This window comes from Rhodococcus sp. D-6 (assembly GCF_040256695.1).
Classification (GTDB): domain Bacteria; phylum Actinomycetota; class Actinomycetes; order Mycobacteriales; family Mycobacteriaceae; genus Rhodococcus; species Rhodococcus pyridinivorans.
Map to the genome: position 1 here is coordinate 3,007,326 of NZ_CP132970.1, position 17,284 is coordinate 3,024,609.

Below are 17,284 nucleotides of genomic sequence, written 5' to 3' on the forward strand. Positions count from 1 at the left end.
GTAGATGTGACACTTGTGACCGTTGGGACGCGGGGAACGATATACGACGATTCCGTGCCGTCACAGTCCGCGTCCGGCGAGGTCGTCACAGTCCGCGTCCGGCGAGCACCGTACGGCACCGACGCACCCGTTCGCACCACCACTCGACTCGATCGGGATCGGCCCGCAGCGCATCGAGCCGCTCGGGTTCGGGCTCGACCGCGACGACGTCGAGCGCTCCGTCGGACATGTGCAGAGCCGGCGCGACGTCGGCTTCGAAGAAGCCACCCGTGCCCAGCCCGCAGGCGTACGGGAGGTCGGGCAGGGCAGCGGCCGCCGCGAGACCGGTGGCGATTCCCACCGCCGAGTCGAGAGCGCTCGAGACGACCACCTCGACGCCGTGTCCGGCGAGTTCGTCGGCGAGCGCGACGAGGCGTCGGACCCCGCCGAGCGGCGCGACCTTCACGATGGCGACATCCGCTCCCCCGGCCCGCACGACCCGCAGGGGATCCTCGGCGCGGCGGATGCTCTCGTCCGCCGCGATGCGCACCCCGGGCAGTCGCCGGCGCACCTCGACGAGTTCGGGGACGGTCGCGCACGGCTGCTCGGCGTATTCGAGCGGACCGTCGGCGGTGAGTGCCGTGAGCGCACGGACGGCCTCGTCCACGCTCCAGCCGCCGTTCGCGTCGATCCGGACGTTGGGCACGTGCTCGCGCACGGCCCGGACACGAGCGACATCCTGCGCGAGATCCTGGCCCGGCTCGGCGACCTTCACCTTCGCGGTGCGCGCGCCGGGGAACCGGGCGAGCACCTCGGGGACGCGCTCCGGGCCGATGGCGGGCACGGTCGCGTTGACAGCGATCCGGGAGCGGCGCGGAGCCGGATGGCCCTGCCAGGCGGATTCGATCGCCGACTGCAACCAGTGCGCCGCCTCGTCGTCACCGTATTCGGGGAACGGCCCGAACTCGCCCCACCCGGCGGGTCCGCGCAGCAGCAGCACCTCGCGTTCGGTGATGCCGCGGAACCGGACGCGCATGGGCATCGAGACGACGACCGCCCCGTCGAGCAGCTCGTCCGCGGACGGGAGGGGTAGGGAGGTCACGGCTGGCCCGGCAGCAACTGGACCATCAGCGCCTCGCAGTCGGCGAGGAGGTTGCCGTCGACATCGCGCAGTTCGGCCTTGCAGAAGGCCTTGCGACCGTCCACGCGGTCGACCCAGCCGTCGACGACGAGTTCGGTCTCGATCGGGGTGATCCTGCGGTAGTTGACGTGGAGATAGGCAGTGCGGGCGATCGGCCGGCCGTTGGCGTGGATGACCATGCCGAACAGGTCGTCGAACAGCAGCGGCAACGTGCCGCCGTGCGCGGCCCCGTTGCCTCCGAGGTGGTAGCGGCGGAAGACGCCGCGTTCACGGACACCGTCCGGTCCGTACTTCTCGATCGTCCACGGCAGCAGCAGCGCACTGCCGCGTCCGGGCAGGTCCACGTTGAAGCCGGCGGGCGAGCGGCCCTCGGGCACGGCGTGCTCGGCGAGCAGATCGACCAGGGCCTCGGTCTGCTCGATCGCGCGGTCGACGACCTCGTCCGGTGGGTTCGTGGAGACCATCAGATCCTGCAGACGCCGGAAGGTCTCGACGAAGCGTCCGTAGTTCGGCCCCGCCTTCACCGGTTCGTAGACCGGGAATCCACCGTGGTGTTCGTAGTCGTCGCGGGGATCGGTCTGCTCGCTCATGGTTGTGCACGTTATCGGGCGGCGGCGCACGTCGTCGCGATGCCCGGCCCTTTATGGTGACGAGGTGACCTTCGATCCAGAATTGTGGCGCCCGGTACCCGGGTTCGAGAACCTCACCGACATCACCTATCACCGACACGTCACGCAGGGCACGGTCCGCGTCGCGTTCGACCGTCCCGAGGTGCGCAACGCCTTCCGTCCGCACACCGTCGACGAGCTCTACCGCGTGCTCGACCACGCGCGGACCACCTCCGACGTCGGCGTCGTGCTGCTCACGGGCAACGGCCCGAGCCCGAAGGACGGCGGATGGGCGTTCTGCTCCGGCGGCGACCAGCGGATCCGGGGCCGCAGCGGCTACCAGTACGCGAGCGGCGAGACGGCCGACACCGTCGACAAGGCCCGCGCCGGCCGACTGCACATCCTCGAGGTCCAGCGGCTGATCCGGTTCATGCCGAAGGTCGTCATCGCTCTGGTCAACGGCTGGGCCGCCGGTGGCGGGCACAGCCTGCACGTCACGTGCGACCTGACGCTCGCCTCCCGCGAGCACGCCCGCTTCAAGCAGACCGACGCCGACGTGGGCAGCTTCGACGGTGGCTACGGCAGCGCCTACCTCGCCAAGATGGTCGGCCAGAAGTTCGCGCGGGAGATCTTCTTCCTCGGCGACACCTACACGGCCGAGGAGATGCACCACATGGGTGCGGTCAACAAGGTCGTCGACCACGACGAGCTCGAGAACGTCGCGCTGGAGTGGGCGCAGAAGATCAACGGCAAGTCGCCGCAGGCGCAGCGCATGCTCAAGTACGCCTTCAATCTGCAGGACGACGGACTCGTCGGCCAGCAGTTGTTCGCGGGCGAGGCCACGCGCCTGGCCTACATGACCGACGAAGCGATCGAGGGTCGCGACGCCTTCCTGGAGAAGCGCGATCCCGACTGGTCGCCGTACCCCCACTACTACTGATCCTGACGCGACGAACCGGGCTTCGCCCCTGCTACAGCAGGTGCAAGGCCCGGTTCGCCGCGTAAGGAGGGGTCGTCGGACGGAAGGTCAGACGCAGTCGCGGCAGAAGGCCTGCTCGCCGTCGCCCGTCGCGCGACGGCTGTGGTGCTGGACGAGGAAGCAGCCCATGCAGGTGAACTCGTCCGACTGCTTCGGCAGGACCTGGACCGAGAGCTCCTCCGCCGACAGTGCCGAGAGGTCGGCGCCGGGCAGGTCGAGGGTCTCGAGGATCTCGCCCTCGTCGGTGTCGGCGGCCGCGGTGGGCTTGATGTCCAGCTCGTCCAGGGCAGTGCCACCGCCGCCCAGGATGTCGGTGGTGCGGGGAGCGTCGTAGTCGGTCGCCATGGCAGTTCTCCTCACTCGTTGTCGGCGGTGCCGCGCAGTCGCGGGTTACGGCTGCGTCGGACCCGCTGTGGCAGGCCGGCGCTGTCATGGGCACCGTTGCCGTCAGTAATGTCCCACCCGAAGCTTCGTCAAACACATATGTCCAGTTACGTTCGAACTGTGTGCTCTCGGGCACACTGTGGGACATGACCGATCGCCAGAGTCCGCGAACCGCCCACACCCGCCCGGAAGGCGTCTCCGACGCCACCGTGAAAGCGACCGGCAAACTGTCCGAGGCCCTCGAGACCGTCGAGCAGGCGCGGGGCCATCTCTATGCCTTCCACCAGCTGATGGGCCGCGCCGATCTGCTCACCGGCGACGCCGAGGAGTTGTTCCGCGAGGCCGGGCACGACGAGATCGCCGAGCGTCTCGGCACCGAGATCATCGGACGCAACATCGCCGAGGGCCGCTGGACCTTCCAGCTCGTCGAGGAGTTCGACGACGGCTACTGGTCGGACTTCCGCACCTTCGAGAAGGAGGTGCGTGACGAACTCGTGCAGGGCCGGCGCCATCTGTTCGAAGCTGAGATGAAGGAATCGCGGCGCACACACGGCCGCCGCCATCACGAGGCCCGCCCGGCCGAGGAGCAGTGACGGTGGAGATCCTCAGCAGCCGCACCATCCTCCGGCCGCGCGATCAGGAGGCCGCTCTCGAGTTCTACGGCTCGACGCTGGGACTGGCGATCGCCCGCGAGTATCCCGGCGGAACCGTCTTCTTCGCGGGGCAGTCGCTCATCGAGATCGCCGCCCACGGCCGGTCCGACGACAGCGACGAGGTGTTCCACGGCGCCCTGTGGCTCCAGGTGCGCGACGTCTACGACGCCGAGGCCGAGCTGGCACTGAAGGGTGTGCGCATCGTCCGGGGTGCGAAGCAGGAGCCGTGGGGACTGCACGAGCTGTGGATCGCGGATCCCGACGGGGTTCCGATCGTCCTGGTGCAGATTCCCGAGGACCATCCGTTGCGGCGCGACCTCCGCTGACGAACGGAGGTACCCGGGCACGACCGCAGGCAGTCGCGCGGCACCGGTGATCTTGCACACAAGCCGCGTGGTCTGCTCTGCACTCCGCTCATGGTCGGAGTCCGAAAGAACCGGTCGGGCGTGACGGCGAGACGCAGAATTCACACCCTCGTCGCTGTACATTCACGTGCCCGCTACCCCACAATCGACAGACGTGACCGCAGAGTTCGTCGTGCTCCTGGTGGTGGTCGTCACTGCCCTCGCATTCGATTTCACCAACGGCTTCCACGACACCGGCAATGCCATGGCGACATCCATCGCCACCGGCGCCCTCAAACCCAAAACCGCGGTCACTTTGTCCGCGACCCTCAACCTCGTCGGAGCCTTCCTGTCCGTGGAAGTCGCCGCGACCGTCGCGAAGGGTGTCGTCGACCTCGACACCGTCGGCGGTACCGATCTGTTGCTCATCGTCTTCGCCGGTCTGGTCGGAGCGATCCTCTGGAACATCTCGACCTGGCTGTTCGGCCTGCCGTCCAGCTCGTCGCACGCCCTGTTCGGCGGTCTCGTCGGCGCTGCACTGGCGTCGATCGGTGTCCAGGGCGTGGTGTGGGACGGAGTGCTGGGCAAGGTCCTGATCCCCGCCGTGCTCGCGCCCGTCATCGCGGGGCTGGTGTCCACGGTGGGCATCTGGTCGATGCACCGCCTGACCCGCCCCGTCTCCGCCGAGCACCGCGACCGCGGCTTCCGGCTGGGACAGATCGGCACGGCGTCCCTGATGTCCCTCGCGCACGGCACCAACGACGCGCAGAAGACGATGGGCGTGATCTTCCTGGCCCTCGTCGCCCACGGCACCATCACCGCCGACACCGAGATGCCGTTCTGGGTGAAGGTCGCCTGTGCCGTCGCGATCGCACTCGGCACCTATCTCGGTGGCTGGCGCATCATCCGCACGCTGGGCAAGGGCCTCGTCGAGATCGCCCCGCCGCAGGGCCTGGCCGCCGAGTCGTCGTCGGCCGCCATCATCCTCACCTCGAGCCATTTCGGTCTGCCGCTGTCGACCACGCACGTCGCCACGGGGTCGATCCTCGGAACGGGTCTGGGCACCAAGGGCGCCGAGGTGCGCTGGTCGGTGGCGCGACGGATGGTCGTCGCGTGGGTCATCACCCTGCCGTGCGCCGCGGTCGTCGGAGCGATCTGCTGGGCGCTCGCCCACCTCATCGGCGGCATGTCCGGCGTGCTCGTCGTGTTCGCAATCCTGTGCGCCCTGGCCCTGTTCATGTGGCTGCGCTCGCGCCGGCAGCCCGTCGACGCCTCCAACGTCACCGCCGACTGGGACGACAAGCTCGCCTCGGCGCCGGGTGCCTCCGAAACGGTCAGCGGGGAAGGACGCTTGTGAACCTGTTGACGCACACCCTCGATTCCCTCTGGCAGGTCGTTCTCGTGGGCCTGCTGCTCGGCGCCGGCCTGCCCTCCCTGTTCGCCCTGGGGGTCCGCACGCTCGACGCCGGTCGGGGCAGCGACGGCATACCGAACCCCGTGGCGCGGACCGCCGCGGTGCTGTGCTTCGCCGTGGTCGCCTGCGCGATCCTGGCGGGAATCCTCTTGCTGGCGTCCGATTTCCTCGCCGGAACGTTCGGCATCGACATCTTCTGATCGGAGTGACGGGTGGCTCTCCCGCCGTTTCTCGCTTCCATCGTCGAGTGGCTCCGCGCCGGTTACCCCGAAGGGGTACCGGAACAGGACTACGTACCCCTGTTCGCACTGCTCGCGCGGCGCCTGTCCGACGAGGAGGTCGCCCAGGTCGCCGACACCTTGGTCGAGGACGGTGACCTGTCGATCAACCGCATCGACATCGCGGTCCTGATCAGCAAGATCACCAACAACATGCCGTCGCCCGACGATGTGGACCGGGTCCGCCGCCAGCTCGAGGCAGGCGGATGGGACACGACACAATACGATCTGTGACCACACTCGAGCTCCTGCCCGTCCCTGCCGGGTCCGCCGTCCGCTCCGTGCTGCCCACCCTGCAGCGCATGCTCGACGGTGACGGACCGGCGCTGCTCCCCGTCCCCGCCGGGGACGAGCGGGAGACGCTCCGACTCACCGCAGCACTGAGCCCCGGTGAACCCGTCGCGGACGGTGTGGGACTGGTGGTCGCGACCTCCGGCACGACCGGGACCCCGAAGGGTGCCATGTTGTCCGCGCAGGCGCTGCGCGCGAGCGGCGACGCCACCCACGCCCGGCTGGGCGGGACGGGCTCGTGGCTCCTGGCCCTGCCCGCCCATCACATCGCGGGCATGCAGGTGCTGCTGCGCAGTCTGCTCTCCGGAACCGAACCCGTCGTCGTCGACGTGTCCGCCGGTTTCGATCCTGCGGATCTGCCGGCGGCGGTGGACGCCGTGCCGGGCCCCCGCCGGTACAGCTCGATGGTTCCCACGCAGCTGATCAAGGCCCTCGACCATCCCGACGCCACCGCGGCGCTTGCCCGCCTCGACGCGATCCTGCTCGGTGGGGCCGCGACTCCCGTGCCAATCCTCGACCGCGCCCGCGCGGCCGGCATCACCGTCGTGCGCACTTACGGCATGAGCGAGACCTGCGGCGGCTGCGTCTACGACGGCGTGCCGCTCGACGGCGTGTACGTGCGCGTCGACGGGGACTCGCGGGTGTGGCTCGGCGGCGCCACGCTCGCCTCGGGCTACCGGAACCTGCCCGACCATCCTGCCTTCGCCGAACCCGGCTGGTTCCGCACCGACGACGCGGGCATGCTCGACGACGGGGTCCTGCGCATCCTGGGACGGCTCGACGAGGCCATCTCGACCGGTGGGCTCACCGTGGTCCCCCAGGTGGTCGAGGCCGTGCTCGTCGAGCACCCGGCCGTCCGGGAGGTCGCGGTGGTGGGTCTGCCCGACGCCCGGCTCGGTCAGCGCGTCGCGGCGGTCGTCGTGCCCGTCCCCGGCGCGACGCCGACGCTCGCCGAACTCCGCGACCACGTCGAGGCCACGCTCGATCCCACTGCTGCGCCGCGTGAGCTGCAGGTCGTCGACACGCTGCCGCTGCGTGGACCGGGCAAGGTCGATCGCCGCGCCCTCGTCTCGCGCTTCTCCTGACGGGGTGCGCACGACGCGGCAGGCAGGCCCGGGTGCGAAGATCGATCCATGGCAACGGCTGGTCAATGGCTCGAAGGCGCTCGTCCGCGCACCCTCCCCAACGCGATCGCACCCGTCCTGGCGGGCACGGGCGCTGCGGCGTGGCTCGGTGAGGCCGTGTGGTGGAAGGCGCTGCTGGCACTGGTCGTCGCGCTCGGACTGATCATCGGCGTGAACTTCGCCAACGACTACTCCGACGGCATCCGCGGCACCGACGACGAGCGGGTCGGCCCGATGCGGCTCGTGGGTTCGGGGGCGGCGAGCCCCGGCGCTGTCAAGCGCGCGGCGTTCGTGTGCTTCGGCATCGCGGCCGTCGCGGGACTCGCTCTCGCCGTCACGACCGCCTGGTGGCTCGTGCTCGTCGGCGCGGTCTGCATCGCCGGGGCCTGGTACTACACCGGCGGAAAGAACCCGTACGGCTACAGCGGCTTCGGTGAGATCGGCGTCTTCGTGTTCTTCGGGCTGGTCGCGGTGCTCGGCACCCAGTTCGTTCAGGCCGGTCGCGTCGACTGGGTGGGTCTGGCCTGCGCGGTCGCCGTCGGCTCGATCTCGACGGCCGTCCTGGTGACGAACAATCTCCGCGACATCGCCACCGACGCGGAGACCGGCAAGCGGACCCTGGCGGTCAAGCTGGGCGACCCGAGGACCCGCACGCTCCACCTGGTGCTGGTCGTCGTGCCGTTCGTGATGTCGCTCGTGCTGGTCGCGGCGACGCCGTGGGCGCTCGCCGGCTTCCTCGCCGCACCGTTCGCGGTCCGCGCGCACAAACCGGTGCGGGCCGGTGCCCTCGGTCTCGCGCTGATCCCGGCGCTCAGCGATTCGGGTGTCGCGATGCTCGTGTGGGCGGTAGCCACCGCGCCCGCGCTGGCCTTCGGCTGACCATGACGCGGGCGCGGCGGACCGGGTCGCGGGCGGACGGGATCAGTCGCGGTCCGGGACGACCAGGCCGAGGACGAAGTTGACGATCGCGATGATCACGCCGCCCCACAGCGCCGCCCAGAAACCGTCGATCGTGAGGCCGTACTCGGTGAACCCGCTCAGCCACGCGGTGAGCATGAGCATCAGCGCGTTGACGACGAGCAGGAAGAGCCCGAGGGTGAGGATCACCAGCGGCAGCGACAGTAGCTTCACCAGCGGCTTCACGAGTGCGTTGACGACGGTGAAAATGGCGGCCAGCACGACGAGCGAGATGACCTTGCGGGTCGTGTCGGAGGTGCCTGCGGGATCGGTGAAGTCGATCCCGTCGACCAGCTCGACCGCGAGCCACAGACCGACCGCGTTGATGATCAACCGCAGTATCAGAGAAATCATGGTGCCACTGTGGCACACCGAACTCGGTCTCGTAACGGGCAAATCGGGCCCATCCGGGATCGCCCCTCCCCCTCAGGGGCCTCTCAGCGACGGACGGTAGCGTCGGCCGGCGTGCGTTCACGTCTTCTCCCCCTGCTTCTCGCTGTAGCCGGTCTGCTCCTCGTGGGCACGGGTTCGGTCTTCGCCTGGCTCGACCGCCCCCAGACGACGGTCGCGACCGTCTCGGAAGAGCCGAGTCCCTCTGCGGACGGCGTCGACGAGGCGCGGAGCAATCTGCAGCGGGCCGGACTTCCGCTGTCGGTGCTCGACGGCGGGGTCGGTCAGCTGACGGAGGGCAGCACCCAGCTCGACGACGGTGCCCACCAGCTCTCCGACGGTCTCCGGCAGGCCCGTGACGGCGGGGAGCAGCTCGCCGACGGTCTCGGACAACTCGACGGCGGTGTCGACATGCTCGGCGACGGTGCCCGCCAGGTGAGCGGTGGCGTCGACGAGGTGGTCGACCGGCTCTCCGGTTTCGGGGAGATGCAGGGCGACGTCACCGCGCAACTCGCAGCTGTCGCCGACACGCTCGGTGCGTCTGCAGATCCGGTCTCGCAGGGCGCGGCCGGCCGACTGCGCGGGCTCGTCGAGACCCTCGACACGCAGGGCCTCGGACCGGACACCCTCGCCCAGCTCGGGCAGTTGCGCGACGGCGCACGGCAGCTCGCCTACGAACTCACCGATCCGAACGCGCAGTTCGTTGCGGGCGTGGCGCAGGCCGCCGACGGCTCGCGACAGCTCCGCGATGGCCTCGTTCTCCTCGACGACGGTGGCCGAGCCCTGACGGACGGCACCGGACAGCTGGTCGACGGTGTGGGGCCGGTGGCCGACGTCGTCGGTGGCATCGCCGACAACGTCCGGTCGGCCACCGAAGCGCTGCCGCGCACCGCGCCGGCCGCTACGGACACGCAGGCTGCGGAGGTCACGGCGACATCGGATCGTCAGTGGTGGCCGTTCGCGACGATCGCGGTCGGCACGCTGCTGCTCGTCGCGGCGACGGTCGTCCCGCTCGTCGCCGGGCGTCCGCTCGCCGTCGCCCCCGCGCAGCCGACCCGGTAACCACCCGAAGGCTCGACGACCTCAGGCAGCGGCGTCGAGGTGGCCGCTCAGGCGCTGACGGAGCTGCGCGCGCGGCACGTGCGCTTCCACGAGGGCGCCGGTCGCCGGATCGTCGCTGCGCAGCAGTCCGAGCAGGATGTGTTCGGGACGGATGACCCGTTCGCGGCGTGCGATGGCCTCCCGCAGCGCGAGTTCGAGCGACTTCTTCGCCGCCCGGTCGAACGGGATGTGACCGAGCCGGTTCGCGACGCCCCGCCGATCGGCGTTCTTCCCGTCGAGCACCCCCTTGCCGAAGGCCGCTTCGAGACGGCTCCGGACCTCGTCGAGATCGATCCCGATCGCTTCGAGCGCCGCGGCGTCCTCGTCACCGAGCGGGGCGTCGGCGGTGCGGGCGGCCCGGTCGGAGCGGAGCCCGTCGACCGTGAGACCTTCCTCTGCGAGCAGGACCCGCAGCGGTTCGTCCGCAGCGACAGCGGCCCCGATGAGCAGGTGCGACGCCTCGATCCGGGGATCGCACACCCGGATCGCCTCCTGTTGCGCTGCGACAACGGCGGATCTGGCACCGTCGGCGAATCGTTCGAACATGTCGATCACCTGCGCTTCCGATTGTGCTTCTGATGGACCGCCTGGCGGCTGACACCGAGCTCGTCGGCGATGGCCTGCCAGGACCAACCTCGCTCACGGGCATTCGTGACCTGGACCTCCTCGAGCCGTTCCAGCAGCCGGCGCAGGGCACGCACGGCGCGCAGGCCCACTGCGGGATCGGAGCTCGCGGCGGCAGCGGCGAGGGTGGTGGCTTCACTCATGTTGTCAATATAAGTTGACACCGAGGGCACGTCAACGACGATTGACAGAAACGGAATCTGCGCAGGTGGTGAAGGCTCTACCGGCACCAGCCGCCGGTGGTCGCGAACTTCTCCAGCACCGCGAGCGGCCCTGCGAGGTCCATCCCCTCGGCAGCGACCCACTCGTCGGAGAAATAAGTGTCGGCGTAGCGCTCGCCGCCATCGCACAGCAACGTCACGACGCTGCCCTCACGGCCCTCCGCGAGCATCTCGGCGATCAGGCCGAAGGCTCCCCAGAGGTTCGTGCCGGTCGAGCCGCCCACCCGACGTCCGAGCACGGTGCTCGCGTGCCGCATGGCGGCGATGGACGCCGCGTCGGGCACCCGCACCATTCGGTCGACGACCTCGGGCACGAAGGACGGCTCGACGCGCGGACGTCCGATCCCCTCGATACGCGAGGGCATGCCGGTCGTGTAGTCGGCCGATCCCGTCTCGAACCCGCCGAAGAACGCCGAGTTCTCCGGGTCGACGACCGCCAGCCGTGTCCGGTGACGGCGATAGCGGATGTAGCGGCCGAGGGTCGCGCTCGTGCCGCCGGTTCCGGCGCCGACGACGATCCACTCCGGCACGGGATGACGCTCGAGACGCATCTGCGAGTAGATGCTCTCGGCGATGTTGTTGTTGCCCCGCCAGTCGGTGACCCGCTCGGCGTTCGTGAACTGGTCCATGAAGCAGCCCCCGAGCTCGTCGGCGAGCCGCTGAGCCTCGGTGTAGATCTCGGGCGGGCGGTCGATGTAGTGGCACCGGCCGCCCTGCGCCTCGATGAGCGCGACCTTCGCCGGTGAGGTGCGGCGCGGTACGACGGCGACGAAGTCGAGGCCGAGGAGTCGCGCGAAGTACGCCTCACTGACCGCGGTGGACCCGGACGACGCCTCGATGATCGGGGTCCCTTCACGGATCCAGCCGTTGCACAGGGCGTAGAGGAACAACGAGCGCGCGAGACGGTGCTTGAGGCTGCCCGTGATGTGCGTCGACTCGTCCTTCAAGTACAGGTCGATGCCCCAGTCCGCGGGGAGGGGGTAGCGGAGCAGGTGGGTGTCGGCGCTGCGCTGGGCGTCGGCCTCGATGAGCCGGACCGCGTTGTCGACCCAGTCCCGGGGTGCGCTGCGGTCGACGACCGCACCGGTCGCCGTCACCGCCCGTTCTCGCCGCGCATGCGCTTCTCGAGGTCCGCGCGTTCGGTGCGCCGACGCTCATCGACCGCGGCGATGCCCACGTTGACGCGGCGCCGAAGCGACGCGAAGAGCACGAGCGAGACGGGCAGGGCGATGAGCACGGCGAACAGGGCCGCGACGAGGAGGGGGATTTCCACCCCGAATGCCCGAGGAACGTAGAGAATGAGCAGAGTGAGCACGACCACGAGGGCGAGTCGGGCCACCGAGTACAACGCGACGTCCCGGATCAGAGACCCGGCCCCCGCCTGACCGTCGGCGGCCGTGGCGCCCTCACCGTGAGGGTGTGGAGTGCGCTGGGAGGGGGTATCCGAGGGTTCGTTCCGGCGTTCGTCGTTCACCACTCCAGGTTAACCGGCCGCCCGGACGACGAGCTCCGCGTCGATTTCCGTAAGTCGGACATCCGTCCGTTTTGTCTATTACTTCCGCTTTACCAACCGTAGACCGTTCGAGCAACCAGGGGTATCGGTGCCACCATGGGCTTGGACATCCCGATCGAACAACTCGATCGCGTCGAACAACACGATCACGACAACCGGGAGGACATTCGCAATGAGCGCACCCACTTTCAACGGCGCGAAGGAATCCCTGCTGACCCCGGGCCAGGTGGCGGCACTGTTCCATGTGGATCCCAAGACCGTCACCCGGTGGGCCCACGCCGGCCGATTGGGCTCGCTGCGGACCCCCGGTGGCCATCGCCGCTTCCGTGAGTCCGAGGTCCTGGCGCTTCTCCGCTCCCTCACGACCGAAGCGACACGCTGATCCGAGACAGCAGAATCCGCACCTCCGGCGTACACCTGCCGGATCCCGGCCGACCACCCGCGGAACCCACGTGCCGGACCGGGTTCCTCCCACCTAGAATGTGGACGAACCGGTCTGCGGTCGCCGCGGCCCGGAGGTGCACGGCGAGGGCACGTCCTCGTCCGGCACCACCACGGTCAGGAGGTGCAACGTGCTCTATCTGTTGGCACTCATCGGTGCGGTGACACTCGCCGTCCTGCTGTGGAAGGCGTACGGTCCCACATCTCGTCCGCCGTCCCGCGTGATGGGCCCGGACGACGATCCCGACTTCCTGTGGAAGGTCGATCGCGAGGTGCACCGCCGCCGGAGTGGCGACGGCACCGGCGAGTCCGATCAGGAGCGGGGCGACTGACCGTTCGCGTTACGCCGAGCGGTCTGTCACCGCGCGGCGAAACCGTCGGTGATATCCGCGGCGAGTCCGAGCAGGGCGCGCCGCGTACCCGACTGCAACCGGTCCAGGTCGATCTCCGCCCCTTCTTCGAGGTGGGGATCGAAGGGCAGGACGTGGACCGCGCGGCACCGCTGTTCGAAGTGTCGCACCACGAGGTCGAGGTCGACCTTGCCCGACCTCGGCCGCACCGCGTTGACGACGGCCACCGACCGCTCGACGAGTTCGCGATAGCCGTGCGCGTCGAGCCAGTCGAGCGTGGCCGACGCGCTGCGGGCGCCGTCCACCGAACCGGAACTGATGACGACCAGCGTGTCGGCGTTCTCGAGGATCGCGGTCATAGCGGAGTGCATGAGCCCGGTCCCGCAATCCGTGAGCACGATGCTGTAGAACCGCTCGAGAAGACCCAACGTCCGTTCGTAGTCGTCGGCGCTGAAGGCCTCCGAGACCGCCGGATCGGTGTCCGAGGCGAGCACCTCGAGACGATGCGTGTTCTGCGAGGTGTAGGCGCGCACGTCCGCATATGTCTCGAGCAGCGACTGATCGCGCAGCAGCGTGCGCACCGTGGCCGGCGTCTGTTCGGCCACCTTCTGACTCAACGTCCCGCGGTCCGGATTCGCATCGACCGCGACGATCCGATCGCCACGCAGCTCCGCGAAGGTCGAGCCGAGCGTGACCGTGGTGGTCGTCTTGCCCACCCCGCCCTTGAGACTCAGCAGGGCGATCCGATGGCAGCCGTGCAGCGGTGCACGCACCCGCTCGGCCGCTTCCTCCTTGCGTTGCTGCCGGGAACTCTCCCCCACGTGCACGCGACCACCGGTCGCCCGGTAGACGACCCGCCGCCAGCCCTTCCGCGGCGGCGCGGCGACCGGACGTACAAGTAGCGACGAGTCCAGCGCCGTCGCGTCCAATGCGTGTCCGTCGAGCCCCGACGACCCGTTACCGGCCCCATTCACCGCGTTCCCCCCCGTCGACTGTCACGGACGACGGCGCGACGATAGCAGCCTCAGTTGAGCCCGGCGTACGAGTGCAGGCCCGACACAACCATGTTGATGATGAACAGGTTGAACAGCATCGCGATGAAACCGGCGACGTTGATCCAGGCCGCGCGGGTGTTGCGCCAACCGGAGGTCGCACGTGCGTGCAGGTAGGCGGCGTAGACGACCCACGTGATGAACGAGACCGTCTCCTTCGGGTCCCAGCCCCAGAATCGTCCCCAGGCCGCCTCGGCCCAGATGGCACCGAGGATGATGCCGGCACCGAACAGCGGGAAACCGATAATCGTGGTGCGGTAGGCGAGCCGGTCGAGAGTCTGGGCGTCGGGCAGACGCTCGGCGAGCGCCGCGAACACGCCGCTGCGCTCCTCACCCTTGGGGAAGCGGATGCGCAGCAGGAACAGCAGGCTCGCGACACCCGAGACGAGGAAGATGCCGCTGCCGACGCTGATGATCGTCACGTGGATCGGCAGCCAGAACGAGCGCAGCGCGGGAACCACGGGAGCGGCGTCGGCGTAGAGCACGGTCGCCGCGAGGAACATGAGGATCAGGACGGGGACCAGCAGGTACACCCACATGGTCCGGTAGGCCGGCTTGCGCAGGACGATCAGGCCGAAGATCACGGCGGCGGTGCACGCCATCGCGACGAACTCGTACATGTTGCCGAGCGGGAATCGCTCGGTGGCCAGGCCGCGCAGGACGATCGAGGCGAGCTGCAGGCCCGCGACCACGACGACGAGCGCGCGTCCCATGTTGCCGAGACGCTGCGACACGGTGCGCTTCGGCGTCTGGTCGATCCGTCCCGGCCCGGTCGCGCGCTCGGCGGGGGCCTGCTGCCTTCCGGCGGCCACGAGTTCGCGTTCCCGCTCCGCCACGACGTCGGCCCGGTGGGTCGCGTACTCGGCGATGAGCAGCAGCAGAGCCAGCACGAGCACCGCGAACGCCGATTCGAAGGCCCAGTCGCTGTACTGCGCGAGGGTGTCGTTCTCTGTCATCAGTTCTTCTTCTCCTGTGCCGCCGGGGCGGAGGGTGCATCGTCGCCGAGAAGGCGCTCGACCAGCCGGTCGAACTCGTCTCCCCATCCGGCCTGATCGGTTCGTGCGAGACCGCCGAGCTCTACTACGGTCCGTCGTTCGCCGTCGCTCACTGTACCGTCCGGGTACGCGCGTGCCCACACTCTGCGTCGTTTGACCAGCAGCGACACGAGCAGTCCGCCCATCATGAAGATCGCCGCGACCAGCACCCACTGCTGAGCCGGGTCGTGGGAGACCTGCAGGTTGACGAAGTCGGTGGCCTTGTCGAATCGCACCTCGGTGCCGTCGGCGAGCGTCACGCTCTCCCCCGGACGCAGGTTGACACGATCCTGCTTCACGAGGCGTCCCTGATTGATCAGTTCCTTGTTGAGCGAGAACAGCGACTGCGGGTTGCCGGTGTCGAGACCGGAGTCGCCCTTGTAGATGTCGATGGCGACAGCCGGGTCCGTCAGGGCGGGGAAGATCGATGTGAGCAGCGTGCCGTGGAAGGACGCCGTCGGCGCGAACAGTCCCTCGATCGCGATCTGGTTCTTCCGGCGCTCGTCGGCGTCGGGGTACATGCCACCGGGCGGGTCGAAGCGCATGGCGCCGCTGCTGAGGAAGGTCGTCGCGTCGTCGGGCGCCCACTGCATCGTTTCGGTGCGGGTCTCGCCGTTCGGCCAGGTGACCGTGAAGGTCGGGGCGTAACCGTGACCCTGTAGGTACACGCGGTCGCTGCCGACCCGCAGCGGATGGTTGACCTTCAATTGCGCGTCGCGCCAGGTGTTCGTGACGAGGTCGTCGCCGTACTGGTACTCGATGTCGGAGGTGAACATCTCGGCCTGGCCGTTGTCGAGATAGTCGGCGACGAAGGTGTTCACCCGCACGCACATGGGGTTCAGACCGGTGCCGTCGAGCGTGCTGCCGGCGCGGAACGAGTCGAAGGAGGCGGGCGAGGTGGTGCAGAACTCCTCACCGTTCGCGACGAGGATGCGCTGCCCCTCGTAACCGAAGAGCTTGCCGGCGGCGACGGCGACGAGCAGCCCGACGAGGGAGATGTGGAAGACCAGGTTGCCGGCCTCGCGCAGATAACCCTTCTCGGCGGACAGGGTCACCTCGCCGTCACGCCCGCGGGCACCGCCCTCGCGGCGCACGACCTTCCAACCGCGCAGCTCTTTCTGGATCCGGTCGAGGGCGTCGGCGGGGGCCTCGGCCACCATCGTCTGTGTGTGGTGCGGCAGGCGCTGCAGGTTGCGCGGCGCGGCGACCGGCGGGGTGCGCAGGGCGTGGAAGTGCTCGACGCAGCGCGGCAGGATGCAGCCGACCAGCGAGACGAACAGCAGCACGTAGACGGCGGTGAACCAGAAGCTTCCGAAGACGTCGAACAGCTCGAAGCGGTCCATGATCGGTCCGAGCGTCGGCCGGGCCGCGATGTACTCGTCGACCTTCTGGGTGTTGAGGCTGCGCTGCGGCAGGAGTGCGCCCGGGATCGCGGCGAGCGCGAGCAGGAACAGCAGGACCAGCGCGGTCCGCATCGACGTCAGGCCGCGCCAGGTGTTCCGCACGAAGGCCGTGGCACGTCCGAACGCGGCCTGTCGCGGCGGAGGCGACGGCTGCGGTGCGGGGGTCGGGGTGTGTGTCGCGGTCATACGGGCAGAGTCACTTCCGAGATGAACGAGTCACGGACCCAGGACACGAACAGGTCCCACGCACCGGTGACGAGAGCGATGCCGACGGCCATGAGCATCAGGCCACCGACGATTTGCACGGTCCGCGCGTGGGTGCGCAGCCAGCCCACCCCGCGCAGCGCCCGCGCCGAACCGAGCGCGAGCACGACGAACGGCAACCCGAGGCCGAGGCAGTAGGCGACGATCAGCGTCACCCCGCGTGCCGCGGTGGTGCCCTCGGTGCCCGCCGCGAGCGAGATGACGCCGGCGAGGGTGGGACCGAGGCACGGGGTCCACCCGAGCGCGAACACCGCGCCGAGCAGCGGGGCTCCCGCAAGGTTCGAGATGCGCCGGGGCGCCGGACGCGTGTCGCGCTGCAGGACTGGGATGAGACCGATGAAGACCAGACCCATCACGATGGTGACGACACCACCGATCCGCATGAGCAGTTCGCGGTTGACGGCGAGCGCGGAGATCGCCCCGAACACCGAGGCCGTCGCGAGGACGAACACCACGGTGAATCCGAGGACGAACAGCCCGGCGGCACCGGCCACCCGGAGGCGGCCGTCGCTGCGGACGGTCGTGGTGCGGGCACCGGCCTGCTCGGCGGTGACGGCGGGGGCCTCGGCTCCCACCACTCCGGCGAGGTAGGACAGATAGCCGGGAACGAGCGGCACGACGCACGGCGATGCGAAGGAGACGAGACCGGCGAGCAGGCACGCGCCCATCGCCAGCAGCAGCGGACCCGACAGGGCCGCGTTCTGGAAGGTCTCCCCGACACCCGACGCAAGGATCACTG

23 protein-coding genes are annotated in these 17,284 nt (G+C 69.4%); 11 read left to right on the forward strand and 12 right to left on the reverse strand.

Annotated features, from left to right (window positions below):
* Window positions 1–85 precede the first annotated feature (85 nt).
* A complete protein-coding gene (locus RBB84_RS13935) occupies window positions 86–1,081 on the reverse strand; it encodes an o-succinylbenzoate synthase (RefSeq protein WP_019291219.1) in 996 nt (331 codons plus the stop codon).
* A complete protein-coding gene (locus RBB84_RS13940; protein ID WP_016694320.1) occupies window positions 1,078–1,710 on the reverse strand; it encodes a PaaI family thioesterase in 633 nt (210 codons plus the stop codon). Before RBB84_RS13940 ends, RBB84_RS13935 begins: the two co-directional genes overlap by 4 nt.
* Before the next feature lie 64 nt (window positions 1,711–1,774).
* On the opposite strand from RBB84_RS13940, the gene RBB84_RS13945 reads away from it, so the two are divergent.
* The gene (locus RBB84_RS13945; RefSeq protein WP_016694321.1) at window positions 1,775–2,668 is read left to right on the forward strand and encodes a 1,4-dihydroxy-2-naphthoyl-CoA synthase; all 894 of its coding nucleotides are present in this window, start codon (window positions 1,775–1,777) and stop codon (window positions 2,666–2,668) included.
* A gap of 87 nt (window positions 2,669–2,755) precedes the next feature.
* Here the strand turns inward: RBB84_RS13945 and RBB84_RS13950 are convergent, their stop codons facing one another.
* Window positions 2,756–3,052, reverse strand: a complete 297-nt coding sequence (locus tag RBB84_RS13950) for a DUF4193 domain-containing protein (RefSeq protein ID WP_016694322.1) — start codon at window positions 3,050–3,052, stop codon at window positions 2,756–2,758.
* Window positions 3,053–3,237: 185 nt separating this feature from the next.
* Here RBB84_RS13950 and RBB84_RS13955 point away from each other — a divergent pair, with 185 nt between their 5' ends.
* From RBB84_RS13955 to RBB84_RS13985, 7 genes are all read left to right on the forward strand, one after another.
* Entirely contained in the window at window positions 3,238–3,684 is a 447-nt protein-coding gene (locus tag RBB84_RS13955; RefSeq protein WP_033096352.1) for a hypothetical protein, read from the forward strand.
* 2 nt (window positions 3,685–3,686) lie between these two features.
* A complete protein-coding gene (locus RBB84_RS13960) occupies window positions 3,687–4,070 on the forward strand; it encodes a VOC family protein (RefSeq protein ID WP_033096108.1) in 384 nt (127 codons plus the stop codon).
* A 193-nt stretch (window positions 4,071–4,263) separates the two neighbouring features.
* Window positions 4,264–5,445, forward strand: coding sequence for an inorganic phosphate transporter (locus tag RBB84_RS13965; RefSeq protein WP_019291217.1), 1,182 nt, complete (start codon window positions 4,264–4,266; stop codon window positions 5,443–5,445).
* Complete coding sequence (locus tag RBB84_RS13970; protein ID WP_019291216.1) at window positions 5,442–5,702, forward strand: hypothetical protein; 261 nt, start codon at window positions 5,442–5,444, stop codon at window positions 5,700–5,702. Before RBB84_RS13965 ends, RBB84_RS13970 begins: the two co-directional genes overlap by 4 nt.
* A 12-nt stretch (window positions 5,703–5,714) precedes the next feature.
* Window positions 5,715–6,014: a DUF3349 domain-containing protein gene (locus tag RBB84_RS13975; RefSeq protein ID WP_006552314.1), complete on the forward strand. Its 300-nt coding sequence runs from the start codon at window positions 5,715–5,717 to the stop codon at window positions 6,012–6,014.
* Complete coding sequence (gene menE / locus RBB84_RS13980) at window positions 6,011–7,156, forward strand: o-succinylbenzoate--CoA ligase (protein WP_006552315.1); 1,146 nt, start codon at window positions 6,011–6,013, stop codon at window positions 7,154–7,156. The genes RBB84_RS13975 and menE overlap by 4 nt, the downstream gene beginning before the upstream one ends.
* 48 nt (window positions 7,157–7,204) lie before the next feature.
* Entirely contained in the window at window positions 7,205–8,074 is an 870-nt protein-coding gene (locus tag RBB84_RS13985) for a 1,4-dihydroxy-2-naphthoate polyprenyltransferase (RefSeq protein WP_006552316.1), read from the forward strand.
* Between the two features lie 42 nt (window positions 8,075–8,116).
* On the opposite strand, the gene RBB84_RS13990 is transcribed toward RBB84_RS13985, so the two are convergent.
* Window positions 8,117–8,506 carry a phage holin family protein gene (locus RBB84_RS13990; protein ID WP_033096110.1) on the reverse strand — a complete coding sequence of 130 codons (390 nt, stop codon included), beginning with the start codon at window positions 8,504–8,506 and terminating at the stop codon, window positions 8,117–8,119.
* A 111-nt stretch (window positions 8,507–8,617) separates the two neighbouring features.
* Here RBB84_RS13990 and RBB84_RS13995 point away from each other — a divergent pair, with 111 nt between their 5' ends.
* Entirely contained in the window at window positions 8,618–9,604 is a 987-nt protein-coding gene (locus RBB84_RS13995) for a hypothetical protein (protein ID WP_064255559.1), read from the forward strand.
* Window positions 9,605–9,625: 21 nt separating this feature from the next.
* Here RBB84_RS13995 and RBB84_RS14000 read toward each other — a convergent pair whose 3' ends face one another.
* From RBB84_RS14000 to RBB84_RS14015, 4 genes are all read right to left on the reverse strand, one after another.
* Window positions 9,626–10,189, reverse strand: a complete 564-nt coding sequence (locus RBB84_RS14000) for a Clp protease N-terminal domain-containing protein (protein WP_033096353.1) — start codon at window positions 10,187–10,189, stop codon at window positions 9,626–9,628.
* A gap of 5 nt (window positions 10,190–10,194) precedes the next feature.
* Window positions 10,195–10,410, reverse strand: a complete 216-nt coding sequence (locus RBB84_RS14005) for an HTH domain-containing protein (protein ID WP_006552320.1) — start codon at window positions 10,408–10,410, stop codon at window positions 10,195–10,197.
* Between the two features lie 77 nt (window positions 10,411–10,487).
* On the reverse strand, window positions 10,488–11,585 hold the full coding sequence (locus tag RBB84_RS14010; RefSeq protein WP_006552321.1) for a PLP-dependent cysteine synthase family protein: 1,098 nt from the start codon (window positions 11,583–11,585) through the stop codon (window positions 10,488–10,490).
* The gene (locus tag RBB84_RS14015; protein ID WP_006552322.1) at window positions 11,582–11,965 is read right to left on the reverse strand and encodes a DUF4229 domain-containing protein; all 384 of its coding nucleotides are present in this window, start codon (window positions 11,963–11,965) and stop codon (window positions 11,582–11,584) included. Before RBB84_RS14015 ends, RBB84_RS14010 begins: the two co-directional genes overlap by 4 nt.
* 208 nt (window positions 11,966–12,173) lie before the next feature.
* On the opposite strand from RBB84_RS14015, the gene RBB84_RS14020 reads away from it, so the two are divergent.
* Both RBB84_RS14020 and RBB84_RS14025 read left to right on the forward strand, forming a co-directional pair.
* A complete protein-coding gene (locus RBB84_RS14020) occupies window positions 12,174–12,383 on the forward strand; it encodes a BldC family transcriptional regulator (protein ID WP_006552323.1) in 210 nt (69 codons plus the stop codon).
* A gap of 190 nt (window positions 12,384–12,573) precedes the next feature.
* A complete protein-coding gene (locus RBB84_RS14025; RefSeq protein WP_024101710.1) occupies window positions 12,574–12,774 on the forward strand; it encodes a hypothetical protein in 201 nt (66 codons plus the stop codon).
* Window positions 12,775–12,800: 26 nt separating this feature from the next.
* On the opposite strand, the gene RBB84_RS14030 is transcribed toward RBB84_RS14025, so the two are convergent.
* The 4 genes from RBB84_RS14030 to RBB84_RS14045 are packed head-to-tail and all read right to left on the reverse strand — an operon-like array spanning window position 12,801 to window position 17,282.
* Window positions 12,801–13,766 carry a MinD/ParA family protein gene (locus RBB84_RS14030; protein ID WP_033096112.1) on the reverse strand — a complete coding sequence of 322 codons (966 nt, stop codon included), beginning with the start codon at window positions 13,764–13,766 and terminating at the stop codon, window positions 12,801–12,803.
* 50 nt (window positions 13,767–13,816) lie between these two features.
* Window positions 13,817–14,800, reverse strand: a complete 984-nt coding sequence (gene ccsB, locus RBB84_RS14035) for a c-type cytochrome biogenesis protein CcsB (RefSeq protein WP_019291209.1) — start codon at window positions 14,798–14,800, stop codon at window positions 13,817–13,819.
* Entirely contained in the window at window positions 14,800–16,467 is a 1,668-nt protein-coding gene (locus RBB84_RS14040) for a cytochrome c biogenesis protein ResB (RefSeq protein ID WP_019291208.1), read from the reverse strand. Before RBB84_RS14040 ends, ccsB begins: the two co-directional genes overlap by 1 nt.
* A complete protein-coding gene (locus RBB84_RS14045) occupies window positions 16,464–17,282 on the reverse strand; it encodes a cytochrome c biogenesis CcdA family protein (protein ID WP_006552329.1) in 819 nt (272 codons plus the stop codon). The genes RBB84_RS14040 and RBB84_RS14045 overlap by 4 nt, the downstream gene beginning before the upstream one ends.
* Window positions 17,283–17,284: the final 2 nt, after the last annotated feature.